28 protein-coding genes are annotated in these 24724 nt (G+C 66.4%); 11 read left to right on the top strand and 17 right to left on the bottom strand.

Going from position 1 to position 24724, the window contains the following annotated elements; all coding sequences use genetic code 11:
• Positions 1 to 44 precede the first annotated feature (44 nt).
• The 9 genes from AC1MH0_RS15575 (at position 45) to AC1MH0_RS15535 (ending at position 9454) form a co-directional block, all read left to right on the top strand.
• Positions 45 to 2333: a patatin-like protein gene (locus AC1MH0_RS15575; protein WP_480963506.1), complete on the top strand. Its 2289-nt coding sequence runs from the start codon at positions 45 to 47 to the stop codon at positions 2331 to 2333.
• Between the two features lie 84 nt (positions 2334 to 2417).
• The gene (locus AC1MH0_RS15570) at positions 2418 to 2765 is read left to right on the top strand and encodes a hypothetical protein (RefSeq protein ID WP_480963505.1); all 348 of its coding nucleotides are present in this window, start codon (positions 2418 to 2420) and stop codon (positions 2763 to 2765) included.
• Entirely contained in the window at positions 2762 to 3436 is a 675-nt protein-coding gene (gene pyrF / locus AC1MH0_RS15565) for an orotidine-5'-phosphate decarboxylase (RefSeq protein ID WP_480963504.1), read from the top strand. Before AC1MH0_RS15570 ends, pyrF begins: the two co-directional genes overlap by 4 nt.
• Positions 3437 to 3613: 177 nt before the next feature.
• Entirely contained in the window at positions 3614 to 4249 is a 636-nt protein-coding gene (locus AC1MH0_RS15560; RefSeq protein ID WP_480963503.1) for a phosphoribosylanthranilate isomerase, read from the top strand.
• A 160-nt stretch (positions 4250 to 4409) separates the two neighbouring features.
• Complete coding sequence (gene trpB, locus AC1MH0_RS15555; protein ID WP_480963502.1) at positions 4410 to 5651, top strand: tryptophan synthase subunit beta; 1242 nt, start codon at positions 4410 to 4412, stop codon at positions 5649 to 5651.
• Between the two features lie 160 nt (positions 5652 to 5811).
• Positions 5812 to 6624, top strand: coding sequence for a tryptophan synthase subunit alpha (gene trpA / locus AC1MH0_RS15550; RefSeq protein WP_480963501.1), 813 nt, complete (start codon positions 5812 to 5814; stop codon positions 6622 to 6624).
• A complete protein-coding gene (gene accD / locus AC1MH0_RS15545) occupies positions 6621 to 7472 on the top strand; it encodes an acetyl-CoA carboxylase, carboxyltransferase subunit beta (RefSeq protein ID WP_480963500.1) in 852 nt (283 codons plus the stop codon). Before trpA ends, accD begins: the two co-directional genes overlap by 4 nt.
• A 117-nt stretch (positions 7473 to 7589) precedes the next feature.
• The gene (locus tag AC1MH0_RS15540) at positions 7590 to 8909 is read left to right on the top strand and encodes a bifunctional folylpolyglutamate synthase/dihydrofolate synthase (RefSeq protein WP_480963499.1); all 1320 of its coding nucleotides are present in this window, start codon (positions 7590 to 7592) and stop codon (positions 8907 to 8909) included.
• A 68-nt stretch (positions 8910 to 8977) separates the two neighbouring features.
• Positions 8978 to 9454, top strand: a complete 477-nt coding sequence (locus tag AC1MH0_RS15535) for a DUF6628 family protein (protein ID WP_480963498.1) — start codon at positions 8978 to 8980, stop codon at positions 9452 to 9454.
• On the opposite strand, the gene AC1MH0_RS15530 is transcribed toward AC1MH0_RS15535, so the two are convergent.
• The gene (locus AC1MH0_RS15530; protein ID WP_480963497.1) at positions 9444 to 10814 is read right to left on the bottom strand and encodes an AmpG family muropeptide MFS transporter; all 1371 of its coding nucleotides are present in this window, start codon (positions 10812 to 10814) and stop codon (positions 9444 to 9446) included. The genes AC1MH0_RS15535 and AC1MH0_RS15530 overlap by 11 nt on opposite strands.
• A 52-nt stretch (positions 10815 to 10866) precedes the next feature.
• The gene (locus AC1MH0_RS15525; protein ID WP_056060487.1) at positions 10867 to 11298 is read right to left on the bottom strand and encodes a response regulator; all 432 of its coding nucleotides are present in this window, start codon (positions 11296 to 11298) and stop codon (positions 10867 to 10869) included.
• Between the two features lie 120 nt (positions 11299 to 11418).
• Between AC1MH0_RS15525 and AC1MH0_RS15520 the strand changes: the two genes are divergently transcribed.
• Entirely contained in the window at positions 11419 to 12987 is a 1569-nt protein-coding gene (locus AC1MH0_RS15520; RefSeq protein ID WP_480963496.1) for a pseudouridine synthase, read from the top strand.
• Positions 12987 to 13529, top strand: coding sequence for a 16S rRNA (guanine(966)-N(2))-methyltransferase RsmD (rsmD, locus tag AC1MH0_RS15515; RefSeq protein ID WP_480953092.1), 543 nt, complete (start codon positions 12987 to 12989; stop codon positions 13527 to 13529). Before AC1MH0_RS15520 ends, rsmD begins: the two co-directional genes overlap by 1 nt.
• 33 nt (positions 13530 to 13562) lie before the next feature.
• On the opposite strand, the gene AC1MH0_RS15510 is transcribed toward rsmD, so the two are convergent.
• The 15 genes from AC1MH0_RS15510 to rplN all read right to left on the bottom strand — a co-directional run bounded on the left by AC1MH0_RS15510 (position 13563) and on the right by rplN (position 24644).
• Entirely contained in the window at positions 13563 to 14822 is a 1260-nt protein-coding gene (locus AC1MH0_RS15510) for an MFS transporter (protein WP_480963495.1), read from the bottom strand.
• Positions 14823 to 14994: 172 nt separating this feature from the next.
• A complete protein-coding gene (locus tag AC1MH0_RS15505) occupies positions 14995 to 16341 on the bottom strand; it encodes a sensor histidine kinase (protein ID WP_480963494.1) in 1347 nt (448 codons plus the stop codon).
• Between the two features lie 9 nt (positions 16342 to 16350).
• Positions 16351 to 17043, bottom strand: a complete 693-nt coding sequence (locus AC1MH0_RS15500; protein WP_480965763.1) for a winged helix-turn-helix domain-containing protein — start codon at positions 17041 to 17043, stop codon at positions 16351 to 16353.
• 439 nt (positions 17044 to 17482) lie between these two features.
• Complete coding sequence (locus AC1MH0_RS15495) at positions 17483 to 18133, bottom strand: adenylate kinase (RefSeq protein WP_480963493.1); 651 nt, start codon at positions 18131 to 18133, stop codon at positions 17483 to 17485.
• 52 nt (positions 18134 to 18185) lie between these two features.
• Positions 18186 to 19550 (bottom strand): preprotein translocase subunit SecY, encoded by a 1365-nt coding sequence (gene secY, locus AC1MH0_RS15490; RefSeq protein ID WP_055872627.1) that lies wholly within the window; start codon positions 19548 to 19550, stop codon positions 18186 to 18188.
• 392 nt (positions 19551 to 19942) lie between these two features.
• Positions 19943 to 20485, bottom strand: a complete 543-nt coding sequence (gene rplO, locus AC1MH0_RS15485) for a 50S ribosomal protein L15 (RefSeq protein ID WP_056047631.1) — start codon at positions 20483 to 20485, stop codon at positions 19943 to 19945.
• Positions 20486 to 20605: 120 nt separating this feature from the next.
• Positions 20606 to 20782, bottom strand: a complete 177-nt coding sequence (gene rpmD, locus AC1MH0_RS15480; RefSeq protein WP_480963492.1) for a 50S ribosomal protein L30 — start codon at positions 20780 to 20782, stop codon at positions 20606 to 20608.
• A 6-nt stretch (positions 20783 to 20788) separates the two neighbouring features.
• A complete protein-coding gene (gene rpsE / locus AC1MH0_RS15475) occupies positions 20789 to 21583 on the bottom strand; it encodes a 30S ribosomal protein S5 (protein ID WP_060524133.1) in 795 nt (264 codons plus the stop codon).
• 3 nt (positions 21584 to 21586) lie between these two features.
• Entirely contained in the window at positions 21587 to 21943 is a 357-nt protein-coding gene (gene rplR, locus AC1MH0_RS15470; RefSeq protein ID WP_031393749.1) for a 50S ribosomal protein L18, read from the bottom strand.
• Positions 21943 to 22476, bottom strand: a complete 534-nt coding sequence (rplF, locus tag AC1MH0_RS15465) for a 50S ribosomal protein L6 (RefSeq protein WP_056047628.1) — start codon at positions 22474 to 22476, stop codon at positions 21943 to 21945. Before rplF ends, rplR begins: the two co-directional genes overlap by 1 nt.
• On the bottom strand, positions 22476 to 22871 hold the full coding sequence (rpsH, locus tag AC1MH0_RS15460; RefSeq protein ID WP_031393751.1) for a 30S ribosomal protein S8: 396 nt from the start codon (positions 22869 to 22871) through the stop codon (positions 22476 to 22478). Before rpsH ends, rplF begins: the two co-directional genes overlap by 1 nt.
• Before the next feature lie 10 nt (positions 22872 to 22881).
• The gene (gene rpsN / locus AC1MH0_RS15455; protein WP_056015537.1) at positions 22882 to 23187 is read right to left on the bottom strand and encodes a 30S ribosomal protein S14; all 306 of its coding nucleotides are present in this window, start codon (positions 23185 to 23187) and stop codon (positions 22882 to 22884) included.
• A gap of 158 nt (positions 23188 to 23345) precedes the next feature.
• A complete protein-coding gene (gene rplE / locus AC1MH0_RS15450) occupies positions 23346 to 23909 on the bottom strand; it encodes a 50S ribosomal protein L5 (RefSeq protein ID WP_082441396.1) in 564 nt (187 codons plus the stop codon).
• 49 nt (positions 23910 to 23958) lie between these two features.
• The gene (gene rplX / locus AC1MH0_RS15445) at positions 23959 to 24276 is read right to left on the bottom strand and encodes a 50S ribosomal protein L24 (protein ID WP_480963491.1); all 318 of its coding nucleotides are present in this window, start codon (positions 24274 to 24276) and stop codon (positions 23959 to 23961) included.
• Complete coding sequence (rplN, locus tag AC1MH0_RS15440) at positions 24276 to 24644, bottom strand: 50S ribosomal protein L14 (RefSeq protein WP_031393755.1); 369 nt, start codon at positions 24642 to 24644, stop codon at positions 24276 to 24278. Before rplN ends, rplX begins: the two co-directional genes overlap by 1 nt.
• Between the last annotated feature and the right edge of the window lie 80 nt (positions 24645 to 24724).

Genomic DNA, 24724 nt, shown 5'->3' with positions numbered 1-24724 from the left:
CGAGCGATCACACCCGAGCGATCGAGGCGGCATGAGGATGTAGAATGCGCGAGAAGGAACTGCGACTGGCGCTCGTCTGCTATGGCGGGATCAGCCTTGCGGTCTACATGCACGGCATCACCAAGGAGATCTGGCGCCTCGTCTGCGCCAGCCGCGCCTTCCACGACGGCGACACGCCGAAGGGCGGCAGCGAAGGCGTGTATCACGCGCTGCTCCAGGAGATCGAGGCGCATGGCGCGATCCGGGTCCGTGTCCTCGCCGACATCATCGCGGGCGCCAGCGCGGGCGGGATCAACGGCATCTTCCTCGCTCAGGCGATCGCGACCGGGCAGAGTCTCGACCCGCTCACCGACCTGTGGATGACGTCGGCGGACGTCGAGGCGCTGATCGATACCGAGGCGGCACCCAAATCACGCTTCTCGAAGGCATGGGCGATGCCGCTCGCGTGGATGGCCGCAGGGCGCAGCACCGACAAGGTCGACGCGCTCGACGATCCCACGCGGGAGGAGGTGCGGACCAAGCTGTCGCATTTCATCCGCTCGCGCTGGTTCGAGCCGCCGTTCGGGGGGAAGACCTTCACCAACCTGCTGCTCGATGCGTTCGACGCGATGGCGGCGAGCGAACGCGGACCCCGCCTGTTGCCGCCGGGCCAGCCGCTCGACCTGTTCGTGACGGTCACCGATTTCTCGGGGCACCCCGAGCGGTTGCAACTCAATTCGCCGTCGGAAGTTGTCGAGACCGAGCATCGTCTGGTGGTCGACTTCACCGACAATGGCGGTGCGTGCGATACGCTCGCGCCGCCTGCCGAACTGGCGTTCGCGGCGCGTGCGACGTCGAGCTTTCCCGGCGCGTTCCCACCGTTCACCGTCGCCGAACTGGACGGCGTGCTTAAGGATCGCACGATCGATTGGCCGGAACGTCCCGCGTTCCTCGCGCGCGTCCTGCCGCGGCATACGGCCGCCAACGCAGCGGAAAGCGCGGTGCTGATCGACGGATCGGTGCTCGCCAACGCGCCGTTCAGGCCCGCGCTCGATGCGCTCAAGGAACGGCCCGCGCGGCGCCAGATCGACCGGCGCTTCATCTACATAGACCCCTCGCCCGACATCAAGCTGCGGCTCAATCGCGGTGGCGGCACGCCTGGCTTCTTCCAGACGATCATCGGCGCGATCAGCGACATTCCCCGCCAGCAACCGATCCGCGACAATCTGGAGGCGATCGCCGAACGCTCCGCGCGGATCGACCGGATGCGCGGCATCCTCACCGCGATCCGTCCCGAGGTGGAGGCCGACGTCGAATCGTTGTTCGGCCACACATTGTTCCTCGGCCGGCCGACCGCGCCGCGGCTGATCGCGTGGCGGCGGCGTGCGCAAAAGGCGGCGGCAGCGAGCTCGGGCTATGGCTTCGTCGCGTACGGCCATTTGAAGCGCAGCGCGGTGATCGAGACGCTGGCGCTGCTGTTGTTCGATGCCGGGGAGCACCACCGGCCGCGGCGACTGGCGCAGATCCGGGCGGCGATCGTCACGCATGTCGCCGCCTCGGGGGCTGACCAGCTCGGTTCGGGCCATGCGGGCGGCGCCAGTGCGGCGTCGATCGCGTTCCTGCGGACCTTCGACATCGGCTTCCGTATCCGTCGGCTGCGTTTGATGGCGCGGCGTTTGTCGGAGGTTGAGACTGCGGCCGACGAGCCCGAGCTGGGGCCGATGCGCGACGCCATCTACGAATCGCTGTCGCCTTATCTCGATCGGTTGCGCGCCGAGATGCATGCCGGACTCCACGATGCGGTGCGGGCGATGCGCGGCGATGCGACCGCGGTGCTGGAGACGCTCGGTCGGACGTTCGACCTGGAGCGCCTCGATGCGGAGACCGACCAGCGGCTGGCGGAGGCGTTCGCCGCGCTCGCCAAGCCGACGCGGCGGACGCTGTTGCTGGCCTATCTCGGCTTCCCGTATTTCGACACCGCGACGCTGCCGCTGTTGCAGGGCGAAGGGCTCGACGAGTTCGATCCGATCAAGGTCGACCGGATCGCACCCGACGATGCGACCTCGATCCGCTCCGGCGGCGCCGAGGCGACGTTGAAGGGAATCCAGTTCGGCACGTTCGGCGCGTTCTTCAGCCGCGCCTACCGCGAGAACGACTATCTCTGGGGGCGGCTACACGGGTCGGAGCGGATGATCGACATCACCGTTTCGACGCTGCCCTCCACCGTGCGGATGAAACCCGGCCGGGTGGCGGCGATCAAGCGCGCCGCGTTCCTGGCGATCCTTGACGAGGAGGAGCCGAGGCTGACCGCGATCCTGCCGCTAATCGCGCAGCTACGGACGGAGATCGGCTAAAGCTGGCCAAAACGCCGATGTGGCGGTAGCTCTGCGTTTCCAACCGCGTTTCGGCGCGATCGGGGTATGATAAAGGGTCGCCGCATGCAGTTCCTGAAAATCCTGTTCTGGTGCCTGCTGGCGTTCATCGCCGCGGTCTTCACCATCAGCAACTGGAACGCCGTCCAGATCCAGCTCTGGGGCGGGCTGATCGCGGACGTGAACCTGCCGCTGCTGCTGTTCGTAACGTTCCTGATCGGGTTCGTGCCGACGATGCTCTACAATCATGCGATCCGGTGGCGGCTGCGCCAGCGGCTGTCGACGTGCGAGCGCGAGTTGCTGGACCTGCGCACGCCGCGGCCGGAACCGGTGGCGTTCGTGCCTGCCGAGACTCCGACAACGATCGCACCGACTGTTGCGCCGACCGCTACGCCGCCGGGGTCGCTCCTGTGAGCAACCGGATCTACGTTGCACTCGACACGCCCGACCTCGCCCGCGCCAAGGCGATGGCGACACGCGTCCGCCACCATGTCGGCGGGATCAAGCTGGGGCTCGAATTCTTCTGCGCGCACGGCCAGTCCGGCGTGCATGCGATGGCGGAACTCGGCCTGCCGATCTTCCTCGACCTCAAGCTGCACGACATTCCGAACACGGTGGCCAAGGCGGTGCAGGCCTTGGGCGCGCTGAAGCCGGCGATCCTGACTGTGCATGCGAGTGGCGGGCGGGCGATGCTCGAGGACGCGAAGGCTGCCGCCCCGCTCGGCACGAAGGTGATCGCGGTGACGATGCTGACCAGCCTCGACGCGACCGATCTCGCCGCGATTGGGGTCATCGGCAACGCGCACGACCAGGTTTCGCGGCTCACCGAACTCGCCTGCGAGGCGGGGGTCGACGGGATCGTGTGTTCCGGCGCGGAGGTTGCGGCGGCGAAGGCGATCTGGCCCAAGGGGTTCTTCGTGGTACCCGGCGTACGCCTGCCCGACGGCCAGATCGGCGACCAGAAGCGCGTCGTCACCCCGCGCCAGGCGATGGACGCCGGCGCCTCGATCCTGGTGGTCGGCCGCCCGATCACGCAAGCCGAAGACCCCGACATCGCCGCGCGCGCGATCGGCGCGACGCTTTAACCCAAGGGTTAACTTCATAATCCTCCCCCGCCAGGGGGAGGTGGCGCCGAAGGCGACGGAGGGGGAGGACACGGAACGTCGGTCATCCCTTCCCGCCCCCTCCGTCAGGCTGCGCCTGCCACCTCCCCCTTGCGGGGGAGGATCGTTGGACCTCCGCGATCCGTTTTAGGAAACCCCATGACCACCGCCAAGATCTGCGGCCTCTCCACTCCCGCCACGCTCGACGCCGCGATCAAGCACGGGGCGAGCCATGTCGGGTTCGTGTTCTTCCCCGCCTCCCCGCGCCACGTGACGTTCGCCAAAGCCGCCGAACTCGCCGCCCGCGTACCAGGGCACGTCGCGAAGGTCGGCGTGTTCGTCGATCCGGAGGACGACATGCTCGAACAGGCGGTCGGCTCGGCGGCGCTCGACGTGTTGCAACTCCACAAGGTGACGCCGGCACGCGCGGCCGCGATCCGCGCCAAGTTCGGGATCGAGACATGGGTCGCGGTCGCGGTTCGTACGCGCGGCGATCTCGATGCGGCGCACGGGTTCGTCGGAGTCGCCGACCGCATCCTGTACGATGCGAAGACTCCGGACTCGGCGGCGCTGCCCGGTGGGATGGGATTGCGGTTCGACTGGGACCTGCTCGACGGGTTCCGGCATCCACTGCCCTGGGCGCTGTCGGGCGGGCTCGATCCGGCCAATGTGGCAGAGGCCATCCGGCGGACTGGTGCGGAACTGGTCGACGTGTCCTCGGGCGTAGAAAGCGAACCGGGCACCAAGGACGAGTCCAAGATCGCGGCGTTCTTGAAAGCGGTAGCCGCGCGCTAGCACCACCCCGGCGAAGGCTGGGGCCCAATTGGGGGAGACCTTTCACAGTCCCTTCCCGCCGCCATTATGATCTTTCCAATTGGACCCCGGCCTCCGCCGGGGCGGTGCCCGATAAAACGGAAGGGGTGACAGCGATTTACGAAGTGCTAAACGCCCCTGCATGAACGCTCCAACCCTCGCCCCCAACTCCTACCGCGCCCAGCCCGACGAGCGCGGCCATTTCGGCGACTTCGGCGGCCGCTATGTCGCCGAGACGCTGATGCCGCTCGTCCTCGAACTCGACGAGGCCTATCGCGCCGCCAAGGCCGACCCCGCCTTCAAGGCGCAGTTCGACGATTTGCTCGAACATTATGTCGGCCGCCCCAGCCCGCTCTACTACGCCGAACGGCTGACCGAAGCGCTGCGCGAGTCCGCCCCCGAGGGCATGGGCGCGCAGGTCTGGTTCAAGCGCGACGAGCTGAATCACACCGGCGCGCACAAGATCAACAACTGCATCGGCCAGATCCTGCTCGCGATGCGGATGGGCAAGACGCGGATCATCGCCGAGACCGGCGCGGGCCAGCACGGCGTCGCCACCGCAACGGTCTGCGCGCGCTTCGGCCTGCCGTGCGTGATCTACATGGGCGCCAAGGACGTCGAGCGTCAGGCGCCCAACGTGTTCCGCATGAAGCTGCTCGGCGCCGAAGTCCGCCCGGTGACCAGCGGCGCGCACACGCTGAAGGACGCGATGAACGAGGGGATGCGCGACTGGGTCGCCAACGTCCACGACACCTTCTACATTATCGGCACCGCCGCCGGCCCGCACCCGTATCCCGAGATGGTCCGCGATTTCCAGAGCGTGATCGGCACCGAGGCGCGCGCACAGATGCTCGAGCGGACCGGTCGCCTGCCCGACATGCTGGTCGCGGCGATCGGTGGCGGCTCGAACGCGATCGGGCTGTTCCACCCGTTCCTCGACGATGCCGACGTGCAGATGCTCGGCGTCGAAGCAGCGGGCCACGGGCTCGACAAGCAGCATGCGGCGAGCCTTGCGGGCGGGTTCCCCGGCGTGCTCCACGGCAACAAGACCTATCTGTTGCAGGACGAGGACGGCCAGATCACCGAGGCACACTCGATCTCGGCCGGGCTCGACTACCCCGGCATCGGCCCCGAGCATGCCTGGCTGCGCGACATCGGCCGCGTCCAGTATGACAGCGCGACCGACACCGAAGCGCTCGACGCCTTCCAGCTGCTGTGCCGGACCGAGGGCATCATCCCCGCGCTGGAGCCAAGCCACGCGATCGCAACGGTGACGAAGAAGGCGCGCGAAATGCGGCAGGACCAGATCATCCTGGCCAACCTGTGCGGCCGCGGCGACAAGGACATCTTCACGGTGGCTGAAGCACTCGGGGTGGCGATATGATCGCCGCGTCCTTCCCCCCTCCCGCACGCGGGAGGGGCCGGGGGTGGGCTCGCGCTCACACCGGTCGCACGGTTGGTTCAAGCCACCCCCTCGCAAACCGCAACGCCAGCGGAGGCCGGGTGCCCACCCCCAGCCCCTCCCGCTTGCGGGAGGGGGGCAAGTGAGCCGCCTCGCCGTTACCTTCGCACGCACCGCCGCCGCTGGTCGCGCCGCGCTCGTTGCGTTCGTGACCGCGGGTGATCCGACAACCGAGGCTACCGGCTCGATCCTCGACGCGCTCGTCGCTGGCGGCGCGGACGCGATCGAGCTCGGCATGCCGTTCACCGATCCGATGGCCGACGGCCCCGCGATCCAGGCCGCGAACATCCGCAGCCTCGCGCAAGGTACGCGCACCGCGGACATCCTCGCCACGGCCACCGCGTTTCGCGCGCGGCATCCGGACGTGCCGCTGGTCCTGATGGGCTATGGCAACCCGATGCTCCGGCGCGGCGCGGACTGGTTCGCCGAAGCCGCCGCCAACGCCGGTGTCGACGGCGTGATCTGCGTCGACGTCCCGCCCGAGGAAGACGATGCGCTCGGCCCGCAGTTGCGTGCCGCCGGGATCGACCTGATCCGCCTAGCGACGCCCACCACCGATTCCGCCCGGCTGCCGACCGTGCTCGATGGTGCGAGCGGGTTCCTCTATTACGTCTCGGTCGCCGGCATCACCGGGCTCCAACAGGCACAGCAATCTTCGATCGAGGACGCCGTCGCCCGTTTAAAGGCACAGACCGACATCCCGATCGCGGTCGGCTTCGGCATCCGCACGCCCGACCAGGCCGCCAACGTCGCGCGCGTTGCGGACGGCGTCGTCGTCGGCTCCGCGATCGTCGAACTGGTCGCGCAACACGGTGCCGCTGCGGCCGAGCCGGTCCGCGCCTATATCAAGTCTCTCGCCGACGCCGTCGCGTCCGCACGGAAGGTCCCCGCATGAGCTGGCTCAACAGCGTCCGCAACGTCTTGCCCTTCGTCGCGAAGCGCGAGACGCCCGAAAATCTCTGGCACAAGTGCAAGGGTTGCGGGCAGATGGTCTTCACCAAGGAGCTCGAGGACAATCTCTATGTCTGCCCGAAATGCGATCACCACGACCGCATCGGGCCGAAGATCCGCTTCGCGCAGTTGTTCGACGAGGGTAGCTGCAGCGAACTGCCGGCGCCGAAGGTCCCTGAGGATCCGCTCAAGTTTCGCGACCAGAAGCGTTACACCGATCGCCTGAAGGCGGCACGGACGGACAACAGCGAGCAGGATGCGCTGATCAACGCACGCGGCGCGATCGACGGCCGCCGCGTCGTCGTCGGCGTGCAGGATTTCGGCTTCATGGGTGGATCGATGGGCCTCGCGGTTGGCGAAGCGTTTGTGCGCGGCGTCGAGGCGGCGATCGAGGACCGCGTGCCCTACGTGATCTTCACCGCATCGGGCGGCGCGCGCATGCAGGAAGGCATCCTAAGCCTGATGCAGATGCCGCGCAGCACCGTCGCGATCCAGATGCTGCACGATGCGGGACTGCCGTACATCGTCGTGCTGACTGATCCGACCTCGGGCGGCGTGATGGCCGCGTATGCCATGCTCGGCGATGTCCAGATCGCCGAGCCCAAGGCGACGCTGGCGTTCACCGGTCGCCGCGTGATCGAGAGCACCATCCGCGAGAAGCTGCCCGAGGATTTCCAGACGTCGGAATATTATCTCGAGCATGGGCTGATCGACATGGTCGTCCACCGCAAGGACCTGCGCGAGCAGCTCGGCACGGTGATCGGGTACCTCAGCGCGCGCGAAGCCGCGTAACGCACTACCTCTCCCCTTCGGGGAGAGGGTCGGGGTGAGGGGCGGCCAAGCAACGCTGCGCCCGGAACTGCCCCTCACCCCAGCCCTCTCCCCGGAGGGGAGAGGGAGCCTAGAAGAATGCCCGACCACGCGACGTCCTCGTCCCCCGCAGTGCAAGCCCAGCTTGACCGACTGACCGCCTTGTCGCCAGGCGCCGACATCCTCGGCCTCGAGCGCATCACCGCGCTCCTGAGCCGCCTAGGCGACCCCCACCTCAACCTCCCCCCGGTGTTCCACGTCGCGGGCACCAATGGGAAGGGTTCGACCTGCGCGTTCCTCCGCGCCGCGATCGAAGCCGCCGGTCACAGCGTGCACGTCTATTCCTCGCCCCACCTGGTCCGCTTCAACGAACGTATCCGCCTCGCGGGATCGCTGATCGAAGACGACCTGCTCGCAGCCTTGCTGTCGGAAGTGCTCGACCACGCCGCCGACCTCCAGGCGAGCTTCTTCGAAGTCACCACCGCAGCGGCCTTCCTCGCCTTCGCGCGCACGCCCGCCGCCGCGACGATCGTCGAGGTCGGTCTCGGCGGCAGGCTCGACGCGACCAACGTCATTCCCAACCCCGTCGTCACCGGTATCGCCGCGCTCGGCATCGATCACCAGTCGTTCCTCGGCGACACGCTGCTGGAGATCGCCGGCGAGAAGGCGGGCATCGCCAAGCCCGGCGTGCCGATGGTCACGATGGACTATCCCAAGGCCCTCCGCGCGAAGATCGCCGCGGTCGCCGATGTCGCTGGCGCACCGGTGTTCGCCCGCGGCACCGCCTGGACGAGCGAAACCGCACGCTCGACCGTCCGCTACGAGGATACCGGCTTTTCGGTCGTCACCAACCGCCCCCGCCTCGTCGGCGCGCACCAGTCGCGCAACCTCGCGCTCGCGATCGCGATGCTTCGTCACCAGGGCGCGCTGCACGTTCCCGAAGCAGCGATGCGCGCCGCGGCCGACTGGGCGCACTGGCCCGCGCGCATGCAGCGATTGTCGGACGGCCCGCTGCTCGCGCGATTGCCCGAGGGCAGCGAATTGTGGCTCGACGGCGCGCACAATCCCAACGCCGCGCAACCAGTCGCGCGCTCTCTGCGGACGCTCGCCAAGGGCCGCCCGGTAACGCTGATCCTGGGCATGCTCGCGAACAAGGATGCGGACGCCGTTATCCGCATCCTGTCGCCATCGGTCGGCCACGTCATCGCCATCCCCGTCCCCGGCCACGCCCATCACGCGCGCGAGGCACTTGCGACGCTCGTCCGATCATTCGGAAAGACCGCTGGAATAGCCGCCACGCCCAGTGAAGCGCTAGGCTCGATCGCCGCACAAACCGACCAGCCGCAACTCGTGCTGATCGCCGGCTCGCTCTACCTGGCCGGTGAAGTGCTCGCCGCAAACGACCAACCGCCGGACTGAGTCCTTATTGCTATTGACTATCAATAACTAACAGGCGACTTTGTGGGCACCACCACGGAGTCGCGTGAATGACCGATACCCGCCCCAATTCGACGACCAACTCGACGGCCGCCTCGACACAGACCATCGCCAGCGCGACCTCGCTGCTGCCCCACCCGCTACCGCCCTGTGAAAACGCGCGAATCGCCTTGTTCGCGATGCGGCGGATGGGCGCACACGGCCTCGCCGACGCCCGCGCTTCGCACACGATGTTCACTGCGTTCGGGCAAGGCTTCCGTCGCCCGCTGGTGCTGCTGAGGGCGCTGATGGCGGACCTTGCCGGTACCTCGGCAGGTACGATCGCGATCGCCCCGTGCTGCTGCGCGCGAATGACGCCGGCGGAATCGGCGATGCTGTCGGTGCTCGCGCGCGTCGAGACCGCGCCCGAGACCGCACGCTATCTGATGGCCGACCTGCTCGGCGTCCGCCGCATCGACGGCGTCCTCGCCAGCGCCGCGGCGGTCGCAGCGGCCTTCGCCGACGAGGGGCGCCCGATCACGGTGTAGCGGTGGAAGAGTCCGGCGTTTCGTCCGCCCGCGCCCGGCGGACGCTCTCGACCACGAACCCTTGCCGCCATAAGATCCACAACAGCACGAGGCCGGGGATCGCGACGACCATCGTCAGCATCCAGAACCCCGGCCACCCGAGCGCTGTGGCGGCATAGCCGGCGGGGGCTGCCAGCCACGTCCGCCCGACCGCGGCGAACGACGACAGCAGCGCGAACTGGGTCGCGGTGTAGGCGAGGTTCGACAACCCCGAGAGATACGTCACGAACACGGTCAGGCCGATCCCGCTGGTCACCTGCTCCGTCGCCACCGCGATCGTCAGCCACGTGTTCGAATGGCCATGCCACGCCAAGATCACGAAGGTGAAGTTGCTCAGCATCATCAGCACGCCCGACACGAACAGCGCGCGGCCGAGACCGAGCCACGCCATGAACGGCGCGCCGAGCGCGGTGCCGACGATCAGCCCCCAGAACCCGACCAGCTTGTTGATCGCGATGAATTCGGTGTCGCTGAACCCGAGCTCGACGATCATCGGGTTGAGCATCCCCTGCCCCATCGCGTCGCCGAGCTTGTAGATCAGCACGAACAGCAGGATCAGCACCGCACCGCGCCGCTGGAAGAATTCGCGGAACGGGCCGATAATGGTATCTTCGAGCCAGCGCCCGCCGGTCTCGTGCGGCTGCTTGGCCAGCACGTGATCGTGGAGGCCTCGCCCGGCCCAAAGAGCAGCGAGCGCGCCGGGAATGACGCAGAACGCGGTCAGGCCGTAGCCCAGTGCCCAGCCCAGCCCCAGGCCTTCGGACGAGGCGATCGCGATCGTGCCGACGCCCGCGGCCAAGTTGCCGAGACGGTAGCCGAACTGGTTGTTGGCCGTGCCATGCGGGAGTTCGTCCTCGGGCAGGATCTCGATACGATATGCGTCGATGACGATGTCTTGGGTCGCGCCGAGGAACGCGGTGACGATCGCCCAGAACGCGAAGACGCCGAGATGCTCTTGGGGCGCACTGAACCCGAGCATCCAGACCGATCCGAACAACAGCGCCTGTACCACGAACAGCCATGCGCGGCGCTGTCCGACCAGGCGAGTCAGCACCGGAATTTCGAACCGGTCGATGAACGGCGCCCACAGGAACTTCAGCGTGTACGGCGTGGTCAGGCCGATCGCGAACCCTATCGTCTTCTTGTCGATACCGACCTTCGACAGCCAATAGCCCATTGTCCCGAGCAGCAAGGCCAGCGGAAAGCCACTCGATATGCCGAGCAGCAACGCGGCGATCGGTCTCGGCCGGAGGTATGGGGCTAGCGTGGCGAGAACGGAGCTGCGTTCGACGGGATCGGGGGCTACAGTATCGGTGGACATTCGCCGACCATAGCGCGCTGTCCGGGCGAGGGAAGACGTTAGCCGACCAGCGTCACGCCGTCCGCGGAAACAACGTGAAGCCCGACGGCACGCGCGTCGGCTTGCCGCCACCGAGCATCGCCTCGATAGCCTCGATCGCGGCGATCAAGTCCCGCGGCATGTACGGCTTGGCCATGCAGCCGGCGGCGAGCGTGGTTGCCTCGACCGGGCAGCTTCCCGTCACGAACATTACCGGCACGCCGCGGGCCTGTGCCGCGCGTGCGACATCGATGCCGGAGCCGTCCGCTAGGTTCACGTCGACGAGCACCAGATCGATCACCGTGTCGCTCGCCAAGATCGGCAAAGCCTCCGCGACCCGGTCGATCGTCGCGACGATCGTGAACTTCGCGTCCGTCAGGAAATATTCGGTGTCGAACGCGACCAGCGGTTCGTCCTCGACCACCAAGAGCCGGACAATCTGCCGCTTCTTCTTCCCGAACAACATTGCCGACAGGCCCCCGGACGCGAACGAAAGGTCGTTACGCTCGCGAGTTCTAACGCACCGCCGCACGAACGGTCGCAAATATTTTCGCGCTGGACGCCGATCCATAGTATCAGCCGCGCCATGACGACTTCAAAAGACGATAACCCGACTGCCAGCCCGTCGACCGACGCGCCTGCAACTCCTGCCACACCGGTCAAAGGCGACCGTATCGCCAAACTGCTCGCCCGCGCCGGGATCGCCTCGCGCCGCGATATCGAGCGGATGATCGCCGAGGGGCGCGTCGCGCTCAACGGCACCATTCTCGACACGCCCGCGACGATCCTCCGCAACCTGGCTGGCGTCACCGTCGACGGCGATCCGGTCGAGGCGCCGAGCGCTGCGCGGCTGTTCCTGTATCACAAGCCGACCGGGCTGCTCGTCACCGAGCGCGATCCCGCCGGCCGTACGACGATATACGACCGCCTGCCGCAGGATCTTCCGCGGCTGGTGCCGGTCGGCCGGCTCGATCTCAACACCGAAGGGCTGTTGCTGATGACCACCGATGGTGGCCTCAAGCGCCAGCTCGAACTGCCCGCGACCGGCGTCGAGCGTGCCTATCGTGCGCGTGCTTACGGCAACATCACGCAGCCGCAGCTTGAGGAATTGATCGAGGGGATCGAAATCGAAGGCGTGCGCTACGGCTCGATCAACGCCAATATCGAACGTCGGACCGGTGCGAACGTCTGGATCGAAATGATCCTGACCGAGGGAAAGAACCGCGAAGTCCGCCGCGTGCTCGAGCATCTCGGATTGCAGGTCTCGCGGCTGATCCGGACGCGTTATGGTCCGTTCGTGCTCGGCGACCTGCCGCCCGGGCAGATCGGCGAGGTGTTGCAGCACGACGTCGTCGCGTTCCAGAAGGAACTGGCCAAGGGTCGCCCCGAGGGTCCGGGCGCGCGCGCGAACATCGGGATCAGCGCGAGTGCCGGCGCGGGGGCGGGAATCGGTGCGCGGTCGAGCCAGCGGGGCAGCAATGCGCCGCGACCTGCTCCGACGATGCGACCGGCGCCGGGTGCGCGTCCGGTTTCGGGTGCGCGGCCTGCTGCTGGCGTGCGTGCGCCGGTTCGCAGTCCGTATTCGGCGCCTGCAAGCTCGGGCTTTTCGAGCGGCGCGGTACCGACCGATCGGCCTTTACGACCGGCACGTCCGGAGCGGATCCGTCCGACCGCGGCGATGCAGCGCGGCGACGTCAACGATCCCTGGGCGCGGCCTGATGTGCGGAATGCCGCTCGGCCGACGGGGACGCATCACGCCCGGCCGACAAGTGGCGAGACGTCCAAGCCGTATGTGCGGCAGGAGCGTGCGGATCGCGGCGAGGAACTGAGGACGAGCCCCAAGATCAAGCATTTCCGCGCCGCCAAGCCACCGCGGGAGCGCGCTGCGCCGTCGCGCGTCGGCGCGGGCGCTACGGTGCAGCGTCAGGAGCAACCGCGGGGCTTCCGTCCGCAGGCCGACGATTCGCGGGGACGCAGCACGCTCGACAAGCGCGCGGCGCGGAGTGCCAGCGGTCGTCCGGGTGCCGAGCCACGACCCGTGCGTTCGGAGGGTCCGGCGCGGCCTGAACGAGGGAGCCGTCCTACGGCACCGGGCAAGGGTCCGTCGGGAGGCCGCGGTCATCCGCCCCGTGCACCACGTGGAGGGAAGCGCTGATGCGGATCATCGCAGGACTGTACCGCGGCCGTCAGATCGCCGCGCCCAAGGGTGACACCACCCGTCCCACCGCCGACCGGATGCGCGAGACATTGTTCTCGATGCTGACCAGTCGGGTCGGAAGCTTCGAAGGGTTGGCGGTCGCCGATCTGTTCGCGGGCTCGGGTGCGCTCGGCATCGAGGCGCTCTCGCGTGGCGCGGCGACGTGCATGTTCGTCGAATCGGACAAACTGGCGGTCGATGCGCTGAAGGCGAACCTCGCCAAGCTCGAGATTCGTGGTGATGTCCGCGCGACGTCGGTGATGGCGCTCGGGCCCGCGCCGGCGCCGCTCGACGTGATCCTGATGGACCCGCCGTACAGCACCGGTGCCGGACTGGTCGCGCTCGACAAGCTGTCGCGACTGGGTTGGGTCGGGCCGGCGACGTGGATCAGCCTGGAGACGGCGAAGGCCGAGGTCGTCGAACTGGCCGGCTTCGAGGTCGACGCCACGCGGGTGCACGGCAAGGCGCGGCTGACGCTCTTGCGGCCAGTGTCCGCGTAAAGGCATGCTCTCCCGCAGAGGCGGGAGAGCATTCTATTTGTCGGTCGTGCGGCCGAGGATCAGCAGCCCGCCAAGGCTCAGCACCCCGGCCGCCATCAGATACCCGCCGACCAGCCACAACCCATGCGGGGCCAGTGCCTCCGCGACGATCGGCGCGAGCGCACCGCCCAGCACGCCGCCAAGATTGAACGTCATCGACACGCCGGTGTAGCGCACCCCCGCCGGAAACAGGCTCGGCAGCCAGCCACCGAGCGGCCCGTAGGCGAACCCCATCACGAACAGCGCGCCCGACAACCACAGCCACACCGTGAACAGCGATCCCGAGCCCAGCATCGGCCCCATCAGCGCGCCGACACCGATGCACCCGGCAAACCCGATCGCGAGCATTCGTGCTGCGGAATGCCGGTCCGCGAGCACGCTGGCCACGATCACGCCGCCTGCCAGGAACCAGATCGCGACGAGTTCGACGCCGAGGAACGCCTCGCGCGAATAGCCGAGCGTCTTGGTGCCGTAACCAAGAGCGAACGCGGTCGCGAGGTAGAATAGTGCGAAGCATGCGATGACGCCGAACGTGCCCGCCAGCGTCGCACGCAGGTGCTTCGTCAGCAGGGTCGCGATTGGTACCTTCGGGAGCGCTTCGGTCGCCTCGGCTTCGAGGAACGCCGGCGTTTCGGTCAGCTTCAGCCGCACCCACAGGCCGAGCCCCACGAGGATCGCGCTGAGCAGGAACGGAATGCGCCAGCCCCAGGCGATGAACTGCGCTTCGTCGAGCACGAGGCCGATGATCAGGAACAGCCCGTTCGCGGCTAGAAAGCCCACGGGAGCACCAAGCGGCGGGAACATGCCCCAGGTGTTCTTGCGGTGCGGCGGTGCGTTCTCGACCGCCAGCAACGCCGCCCCGCCCCATTCGCCGCCAAGGCCGAGCCCCTGCCCCAGCCGCATCAGGCACAGCAGCGCGGGGGCGATCCAGCCGACTTGCGCATAGGTCGGCAGGAACGCGATCCCGACGGTCGATCCGCCCATCAGCAACAGCGATGCGACGAGCGTGGACTTGCGCCCGATCCGATCGCCGAAATGCCCGAACACGATCGCGCCGACCGGGCGTGCGACGAAGGCCAGACCGAACGTGGCGTAGCTCAGCAGCAACTGCGCTGACGCGGACTGCCCCGAAAAGAACAGAGGACCGAACACCAGCGCGGCGGCGGTCGCGTAGATGTAGAAATCGTAGAACTCGACCGCGGTGCCGACCAGGCTGGCGGCGAGAATGCGGCGATGAGAGGCGAGCGTCGTCATGGGCACGGTCTCGCCGGGCAGGCGGTTCCGGTCAACCGATTGCGGCTTACAATCCTCCCCCGCCAGGGGGAGGTGGCGCGAAGCGACGGAGGGGGAGGACACGGAACCGAGGTTGCCCTTACCTCCCTCTCCGTCTGGCAAGCGCCAGCCACCTCCCCCTTGCGGGGAAGGATCAGACTGGGAGGACGATGCGGGCGACGAGGCCGGGGGCGTTGTCGGCGAGTTCGAAGTGGCCATCGTGGAGCCGCGCCACCGCTTCGATCAGCGCCATGCCCAGGCCGGCACCGGGCGTGGAGCGCGCGCTGTCGAGACGACCGAAGCGCTTCAGAGCCTGCGCGCGATCGGCGGCGGCGATGCCGGGGCCGCGGTCCTCGACCTGGATCGCGACGCCGTCGGTGCGGTGGACGATCCGCAGCGTGACCTCGCCACCGCCAGCACCATGACGGAGCGCGTTGTCGATCAGGTTGGTGATCGCTTGGCTGATGAGTTCGCGGTGCAACTTCATCGTTGGCGGGCGGTCGTCGATCGCGATCGTGAAGACGAGGCCGGCGTCTTCCGCGACGGGCGCGTAGAGTTCGCCGATCTCCTCCAGTAGGTTCGCAGGCGAGACCTCGATGAAGCGGTCTCGCGAGACCGAGCCCGACCGGCTGATCTCGATTACCATCGTCAGCATCCGCATCACCAGGTCGGTCTCGACCAGGAGGCCGCCCAGCGCCGCCTCCCGCGCGTCGGGATCGGCGATCAGAACCGCCTGCTCGGTCTTCGTGCGCAGGCGGGCGAGCGGCGAGCGGAGGTCGTGCGCGAGGCTGTCGGTGACGATCCGCAGTTCGGCCATCACGCCCTCTAGTTTGCCGAGCATTACGTTCAAGCGCGCGGCGAGCCGGTCGAACGCATCGCCGCCACCTGCGATCATGTCGACGCGGCGCGAGAGGTCGCCCTCGCCCGCCGCCTCGATCGCCTTGGCGATGCCGTCGAGCCGCCGACTGACGTAGCGGGTCAGGACGAGTCCCCCGATGACGCCGAGCGCAAGTGAGAGGAACACCGCGACCGCGAGCGCGCGTTCGATCGCGCGTTCCTCCGCCGCGATGAGGTCGAGATTACGGCCGGTGAGTAGCCAATAGCTGCCGAGCGGGTGCAGCGCATAGCCGGTCTCGCGCGCAGACCAGAGTTCGTCCGCGCCCAACCGTGCAATCCGGAAACGCGTGACGCGGAGGGGAACGGCGAGGCGTTCCGGCGCAATACCGACCACCGCCCTGCCCTTCGGGTCGATCACCGCCAGGACGAGGGACACGTCGCCTGGTACGACCGCGCTGTCGATCGCCTGACGGATCGCGGAAAGCCCGCCACCGCGCCAGACCGCGCGCAGGGCTTCCGACTGTTCGGTAGTCTCGCGCCGTATCGCATCGATCGCGTCGGCGCTGGTGGTCTTCCACACGAACCCGACCAGCGCGAGGTTGGAAACCAGCGCCAAAGCGATCGAGAGCAGCGCGATCCGGGCGGTAACCGAGAGGCGAATCACGCCCGCGGATCAGTTTTCAACGGCGAGCCGGTAGCCTGCGCCGCGAACCGTGTGGAGAATGGGCGTGGGAAAACCATCCTCGAGCTTGCGGCGGAGGCGACCGATATGCACGTCGACCACGTTCGAACCCGGGTCGAAATGATAGTTCCAGATCTTCTCGAGCATCATCGTGCGCGTCACCACCTGGCCGGCATGGCGGGCGAGGAACTCGAGCAGATTGAACTCGCGGGCGCCGAGCGGGATCGAGCGGCCGGCGCGCGATACGGCGCGAGCGAGCAGGTCGATCTCGAGATCGCCGACGGACAGCTTGGTCTTTTGCGGCTCTGTCGCGGCACGGTCGAAGCGGCGCAGCATGGCCTCGATCCGCGCGGAGAGCTCGGCGAACGAGAAGGGCTTGCACAGATAATCGTCGGCGCCGGCCTTGAGGCCATCGACGCGGTCGTCGACGGCGGCAAGCGCGGACAGGATTAGGACGGGCGTAGCGATACCGGCGGCACGAATCGCGCTGACCATCGACAAGCCGTCGAGGCCCGGCAACATGCGGTCCGCGATAATGAGGTCGAAGATGCCTTCGCTGGCGAGAAACAGGCCGTCGCGGCCGTCTGCACAGGCTTCGATTGCATGGCCGGCCTCAGCCAGGCCCTTGGCAAGATAGGCGGATGTCGAGGCGTCGTCCTCGACGATCAGGATCTTGCGGCTCAACGCGGTATCACCTTCCCTGCCACCGATTTCGGTCACCATCTCCTGCCCTTATAAACGGAAAGGCCGGCGGAAAGAACCCTTCCCGCCGGCCCCCACGGTACCCCCGGGAGTGACGGGCACCGATCTCTGGAAACTCATGCGACCGTTGCTGGCTACGTGGTCGTTCTAAGATCGGGCGGGGGTCAGGGCGATGACTGAGGGGTGACAATTTCGTCATGTTGATGGTTGTTCTGGGCCTGAGACGAAACAGCCTCAGTCAGCCGCCCCACTCCTACCCCGTCATCCCGGCGCACGCCGGGACCCATGGTTGCGGAGTGGGAAGTGGTAGCACGCTCTCGCTTGGTCCGCCGGATCCGTGGGTCCCGGCGTTCGCCGGGATGACGGAAAGGGTGTGAGGGTGGGGACCCAGATTGGGCCCCGCCCCCCCGGCGGAACACGCTTACCTTTTGTCTAGGATCGCAGCGATTGCGGCACCGACGTGCGCAATGTCGGCCATGCCGTCAACCCGGTGGACTAAGCCCCGTGCGTCGTAGATCGGCAGGATCGGTGCCGTCTTCGCGCGGTATTCGGCCATGCGGTTGTGGACCGTCTCAGCGTTGTCGTCGGGACGGCGCTTGAACTCCGTCGAGCCGCAGACGTCGCAGACGCCGGCAACGACCGGCTTCTTGTAGCGATCGTGATAGCCCGTACCGCACTTCGCGCACGTGTAGCGGCCGACGACGCGGTCGATCAGCGCGGCCTCATCGACGCCCAGTTCGATGACGTAGTCGAGCGTACGACCACGATCGGCGAGCAGACCGTCGAGCGCTTCGGACTGCGCGGCGGTGCGCGGATAGCCGTCGAAGATGACGCCGTTGGCCGTGTCCGGCTGGTCGAGACGCTCGCCGATGATGCCCGACACGATCTCGTCAGACACGAGACCGCCGGACTCCATCACGGATTTCGCCTGGAGGCCGACCGGCGTTCCGGCGGCAACCGCTGCACGCAGCATGTCGCCGGTCGAAAGCTGGACCATGCCGCGCTCGTTGACGAGCGTGGCGGCTTGGGTGCCCTTGCCGGCGCCAGGCGGTCCAAGAAGGATGATATTCACGAAACGCACTCCCCTCGTTCGTGCAGGATTTTTACCGCGTTAGACCCGCAGCTTAACGAAGTCGATTGCCCTTGAGCTTCGCCTTCTTGATCAGGTCGCCATACTGGTGCGCCAGCAGGTGCGACTGGATCTGCGTCACCGTGTCCATCGTCACGTTGACGACGATCAGCAGGCTCGTACCACCGAGGTAGAACGGGATCTGCAATGCGGTCACCAGATATTCGGGCAACAGGCAGATGATCGTCAGATACGCCGCACCGATGACGGTGATGCGCGTCAGCACGTAATCGAAGTAGTTCTCGGTGTTCTTGCCCGGGCGGATGCCGGGAATGAACCCGCCATTGCGCTTCAGGTTGTCGGCGGTTTCCTCGGGGTTGAAGACGACCGCGGTGTAGAAGAACGAGAAGAAGATGATGCCGGCGCCGTACAGCAGCATGTAAACAGGCGAACCATGCTGAAGGTACTGGTTGAGGGTGATGATGAAATCACCCCACTTCGACTCACCTGCAACGCGCTGACCGGCGAACTGCGAGATCGTCAGCGGCATCAGCAGCAGCGACGAGGCGAAGATCGGCGGGATCACGCCGGCGGTGTTGATCTTCAGCGGCAGATGGCTGCGATCGGCCTGCATGCCGCGCTGAGTCTGGCGCTTGGGATACTGGATCAGGATGCGGCGCTGCGCGCGCTCCATGAAGCAGATGAAGAGGATCAGCACGACCACCGCGACGACGATGCCGATCAGCTTGATCGGATCGAGCGAGCCCGAGCGGCCCCCTTCGAGCAGGTTGACGAGCGTGACGGGGAGATGCGCGACGATGCCGGCCATGATGATCAGCGAGACACCGTTGCCGATGCCGCGGCTGGTGATCTGCTCGCCGAGCCACATCAGGAACATCGTACCGCCGATCAGCGAGATCACCGCGGCAACGCGGAACATCATGCCGGGCTCGATGACTGCCTGGATGCCCTGTGCGGCGCCGAGCGTCTCAAGCCCGACGGCGATGAAATAGCCCTGCACCGCGGTCAGGCCGACGGTGCCGTAGCGTGTGTACTGGTTGAGGCGCTTGCGACCCGATTCGCCGTCCTTCTTGATGGCGGCGAGCGTCGGCGACAGCGACGTCGCGAGCTGCACCACGATCGAGGCGGTGATGTAGGGCATCACGCCGAGCGCGATCAGCGACATGCGGCTGAGCGAGCCACCCGAGAAGGTGTTGAAGAAGTCGAGCACGCCGCCCTGCGTCTGCTGCGAGAGCAGGCCGAGCGCGGTCGGATCGACACCCGGCAGCGGGACATAGCTGAGCAGGCGGAAAATGATCAGCGCACCGATCGTGAACCACAACCGCTTCTTGAGGTCGGTCGCCTTCGCGAATTTCGAAAGGCTGATGCTTTGCGCCATCTGGTCGGCTGCGGATGCCATGCGTGTGATCGTCCTGGAAACAAAGAAGGCGGGATGCGTTATGACCGCCCCCGCCGCTCATATAGGCGCACGGGCGCGCTTGTCTAATGGCTAGGTGGCCAAAGTGCCCACTCCGTTCGTCCTGAGTAGACGCTGAGCTTGTCGAAGTGGCGTATCGAAGGACCCGCTCGCTTGGGGCAAATCCTTCGATACGGGTCTTCGGCTTCGCTCAGCCCCTACTCAGGACGAACGGAATGAGGGTCGCCACCTACCCGTTCGTCCTGAGCGAAGTCGGAGGATAGTGCCCCGAGGGAAGCGCCCTTCGACTTAGCTAAGGGCGAACAGAAGAGAGGAGCACTCCGGGCAAACAAAAAGGGGGCGGGTGCATCAGCACCCGCCCCCTTCAGTCCGACTTAAGCCTTGAACGACGCCTTGTGCGCCGCACGCTCCTTGTACTTCACGCCCTTCTTAGCGGCAGCCTTCTCGGCTGCGGGGACGAAGTGGATCACCTCGACCTTGCCGCCGATCTTCTCGACCGCTTCGATCGCGCCCTTCGACGCGCCGTCGACGGTGAACGAGAGGACCGTGGTCAGCTCGCCCTTGGCGAGGAGGCGGACGCCGTCCTTGCCGCCGCGTGCCAGGCCTGCTGCCTTCAGCGCGTCGTGGTCGAGCGTGGCGTTAGCCTCGATCTTGCCGGCATCGACCGCGAGCTGGATCGCGCCGAGGTTGACCTCTGCGAAGTCCTTGCGGAAGATGTTGTTGAAGCCGCGCTTAGGCAGACGCATGTGCAGTGGCATCTGGCCGCCTTCGAAGCCGGCGATGGAGACGCCCTCACGGCTCTTCTGGCCCTTCTGGCCGCGGCCTGCGGTCTTGCCCTTGCCCGAGCCGATGCCGCGTCCGACGCGCATCTTGGACTTACGGGCACCTTCGTTATCGCGGAGTTCGTTAAGCTTCATGGTAATGCACTCGCTTTCGCTTGTTACGCGCTGGTTTGAAATCGCCGGGTTCGAATCCGGAAATGAGGAAGGGGGCCGTTAGCCCCCTTCCCGGTATTTGTCACTAGGTAGCGTGAAGGCTCAGCCTTCGACCGACACCATGTGCTGCACCTTGCGGATCATGCCGCGGACCTCTGGGCTGTCTTCCAGCTCGCGGATCTTGTGCATCTTGTTGAGACCGAGACCGATCAGCGTTGCACGCTGGTCCTTCTCGCGGCGGATCGGCGAACCGGTCTGCGTGATCTTGATGGTTGCCATGATCGCTTACTCCGTGATCGCAGCTGCATCGGCCTCGGCGGTCTTCGAACCACCATGGCCGAGCAGGTCGGCGATCTTCTTGCCGCGACGCTGTGCGACGGCCTTGGGCGAGGTCTGCTCGCCAAGGGCCTCGAACGTGGCGCGGATCATGTTGTAGGGGTTCGACGTGCCGACCGACTTGGTCACAACGTCCGCAACGCCCAGCGATTCGAAGACGGCGCGCATCGGGCCACCGGCGATGATGCCTGTACCCTGAGGCGCCGACCGCAGCGTGACCTTGCCGGCACCGAAGTGACCGTTGCCGTCATGATGCAGCGTGCGACCGTCCTTCAACGGAACGCGAACCATCTTCTTCTTGGCAGCAGCCGTCGCCTTCGAGATGGCTTCCGGTACTTCGCGTGCCTTGCCATGACCGAAGCCTGCACGACCCTTGCCGTCGCCGACCACGACGAGCGCTGCGAAGCCGAAGCGCTTACCGCCCTTGACCGTCTTCGAGACGCGGTTGATGTGCACCAGCTTCTCGATCAGCTCTTCGCCGCCATCGTCCGCACCGGGACGACCGCCACGATTGTCGCGACCGCGACCGCCGTCACGACCACCGCGGTTGCCACCTGGGCCACCGCTGCGGTTGCCGCCGGGGCCACCACGACCACCACCGCCGCCGCCACCGGGACCGCCGCGACCGCGACCGCCACCGTTGTTGCCCTGGTAGCCAGTGCTCTGCGGGACATTCTGAGCCGTGACGTCCTGTGCGGTCGTCTCGGGAGCGATTACTGCCGGCGTGTTGTTTTCGTCAGCCATGTCTTAGAACTCCAATCCGGCTTCGCGCGCGGCATCGGCAAGAGCCTTCACGCGACCGTGGTAGAGGAAGCCGCCGCGATCGAACACGACCTGGGTCACGCCCGCTGCCTTGGCAGCCTCGGCGACGCGCTTGCCGACCGAAGTCGCCGCGTCGATGTTGGCGCCGGACGTGCCGCGCACGTCCTTCTCCAGCGTCGAGGCCGATGCGACCGTCGTGCCGGCGGCATCGTCGATCACCTGGGCATAAATGTGCTTGCCCGAGCGATGCACCGACAACCGCGGACGGGTGCCTGCACGTGCGCGGAGCGCGGTACGGTTGCGGCGACGCCGCTTGGCGAAAAGAGAAAGTCCCTTGGTCATTACTTCTTCTTCCCTTCCTTGCGGAAGATGAACTCGCCGTCGTACTTGATACCCTTGCCCTTGTAAGGCTCGGGCTTGCGCCACTGACGAATTTCCGCGGCCAGCTGACCGACCATCTGCTTGTCCGAACCCGAGATCTCGATCGTCGTGTTGTCGGGGGTCTTGACTTCGATCCCCTCCGGCACGTCGATGTTGACGTCGTGGCTGTAGCCGAGCTGCAGCTTGAGGTTGCGACCCTGCGCGGCGGCACGATAGCCGACGCCGGTGATCAGCAGTTTCTTGGTGAAGCCTTCCGACACGCCGGTGACCAGGTTCTGCACCATGGTCCGCTGCATGCCCCAGAACGCGCGAGCGCGCTTGGTGTCGTTGGCCGGCTGCACCGAAATGCCGCCGTCTTCGATCGTGTAGCTGATCTCGTCGCGAAGCGGCATCTTAAGGGTACCCTTGGGGCCCTTCATCGTCAGCTGCTTGTTCTCGATGGTCGGCGTGATGCCTGCCGGTACGGTGACCGGCTTCTTACCAATGCGGCTCATCAGAACACCTCCGCGAGGACTTCGCCGCCAACGTTCTGCTCGCGTGCTTCGGAATCCGACAGCACGCCGCGGGGCGTCGAGACGATGGTGATGCCGAGGCCGTTACGGACGCGCGGGAGTTCCTGCGAGCCGGAATAGACGCGACGGCCGGGCTTCGAGACGCGCGCGACATGCTTGATCGCAGGCTGGCCCTCGAAATACTTCAGCTCGATGCGAAGGCCGGCCGCAGGGCCCATCTGCTCTTCGCTATAGCCACGGATATAGCCTTCGCGCTGCAAAACGTCGAGCACGCGGACCCGCAGCTTCGACGCCGGCGTGAGGACGGAGTCCTTCTTCGCGCGCTGGCCATTACGGATACGGGTGAGCAAATCACCCAGGGGATCGGTCACTGCCATGATTTAGTCCTTACCAGCTCGACTTCGTGACGCCGGGGATGAGGCCCTTGTTGGCCAGATCGCGCAGCTGAATACGGCAGAGCCGGAACTTGCGGTAATAGGCGCGCGGGCGACCGGTCAGCTCGCACCGGTTACGGATGCGGGTCGGGTTCGCGTTGCGCGGCAGTGCCGCCATCTTGAGGCGAGCGATCAGACGCTCACCATCGTCGAGCGTCTTGTCCGCTGCGATTGCCTTCAGTGCCGCGTACTTCGGGGCATACTGCTTGACCATGCGCTTGCGGCGCTCGTTCTTGTTGACTGAACTCAGTTTCGCCATCGACTTAAGTTCTTTCTTTCTTCTGCCCCCTCGCCCCTCCGGGGAGAGGGTCGGGGTGAGGGGCAGCCCAGCAGGACCGCGCCTCCAGTTTTCGGGCGGGGCGAGGGAGACTCACTCCCCCTCACCCCAACCCTCTCCCCGAGGGGAGAGGGAGTTACTTAAGCTGCCTTCTTCTCGTCGGCAGCGTCGTCTTCGATCGGGAACGGGAAACCGAACAGACGGAGAAGCTCGCGAGCCTCGTCGTCGGTCTTTGCGGTCGTCGTTACGATCACATCCATGCCGCGGACCTTGTCGACCCGGTCATAGCTGATTTCTGGGAACACGATCTGCTCCTTGATACCGCAGGCATAGTTGCCACGGCCATCGAAGCTCTTCGGGTTGAGGCCGCGGAAATCGCGGACGCGGGGAAGAGCAATCGTGATGAAACGGTCGAGAAACTCGTACATGCGCTCGCGGCGAAGGGTGACCTTCACGCCGATCGGCATGCCCTCACGCAGCTTGAACTGCGCGATCGACTTCTTGGCTTTCGTCACGACAGGCTTCTGGCCGGCGATCAGCTCCATTTCGGAAGCAGCCTGGTCGACCTTCTTCTTGTCCTGCGTGGCTTCGCCGACACCCATGTTCAGCACGATCTTGTCGAGCCGGGGGATCTCCATGACGTTCTTGTACCCGAACTTCTCGGTCATCGCCTTGATGATCGTCTCGTCGTACAGCTTGCGCATGCGCGCGACGTAGACGGCCTCGGTGCCGGCCTGCTCGCCCGTGTTCTGATCAACCATTGATCTTCTCCCCGGTCTTGACGGCGACGCGGACCTTCTTGCCGTCCTGCTCCTCGAAGCGGACGCGGGTCGGCTTGCCGTCGGCGGTCACGTGCGCGACCTTCGAAACGTGCATCGGTGCTTCCTTGCGGATCAGGCCACCCTGCGGGTCACCCTGAGTCGGCTTGGTGTGGCGCACGGCGATGTTGACGCCCGATACGACGACCTTGTCGGTCTTCGGCATGGAGACGGTGACTTCACCGGTCTTGCCCTTGTCCCTGCCGGACAGGACGATGACCTTGTCACCCTTCTTGATACGCTGCGACGCCATTACAGCACCTCCGGCGCAAGGCTGATGATCTTCATGTGCTTCTTGCCGCGCAGCTCGCGAACGACTGGGCCGAAGATACGGGTGCCGATCGGCTCCTCGTTCTTGTTGACCAGCACCGCGGCGTTGCCGTCGAAGCGGATGACCGTACCGTCTGCACGGCGGATATCCTTGGCGGTACGCACGATCACCGCGCGGTGAACGTCGCCCTTCTTCACACGGCCACGTGGCTGCGCTTCCTTGATGCTGACGACGATGATGTCGCCAACACCTGCAACACGACGCTTGGAACCCCCAAGCACCTTGATGCACTGCACCCGCTTCGCGCCGCTGTTGTCAGCGACGTCGAGATTGGACTGCATCTGGATCATGGATCCGTATCCCTTCTCTGTCTCTGGGGTCGATACCGACCGAACCCCGCCTAAAAAATCACCCCGCCACGGACGAACCG

The sequence above is a fragment of the Sphingomonas sp. AP28 genome (assembly GCF_056680455.1).
The sequence above is the reverse complement of the archived record's forward strand: the minus strand, read 5'-3'. Positions and strand labels throughout refer to the sequence as shown.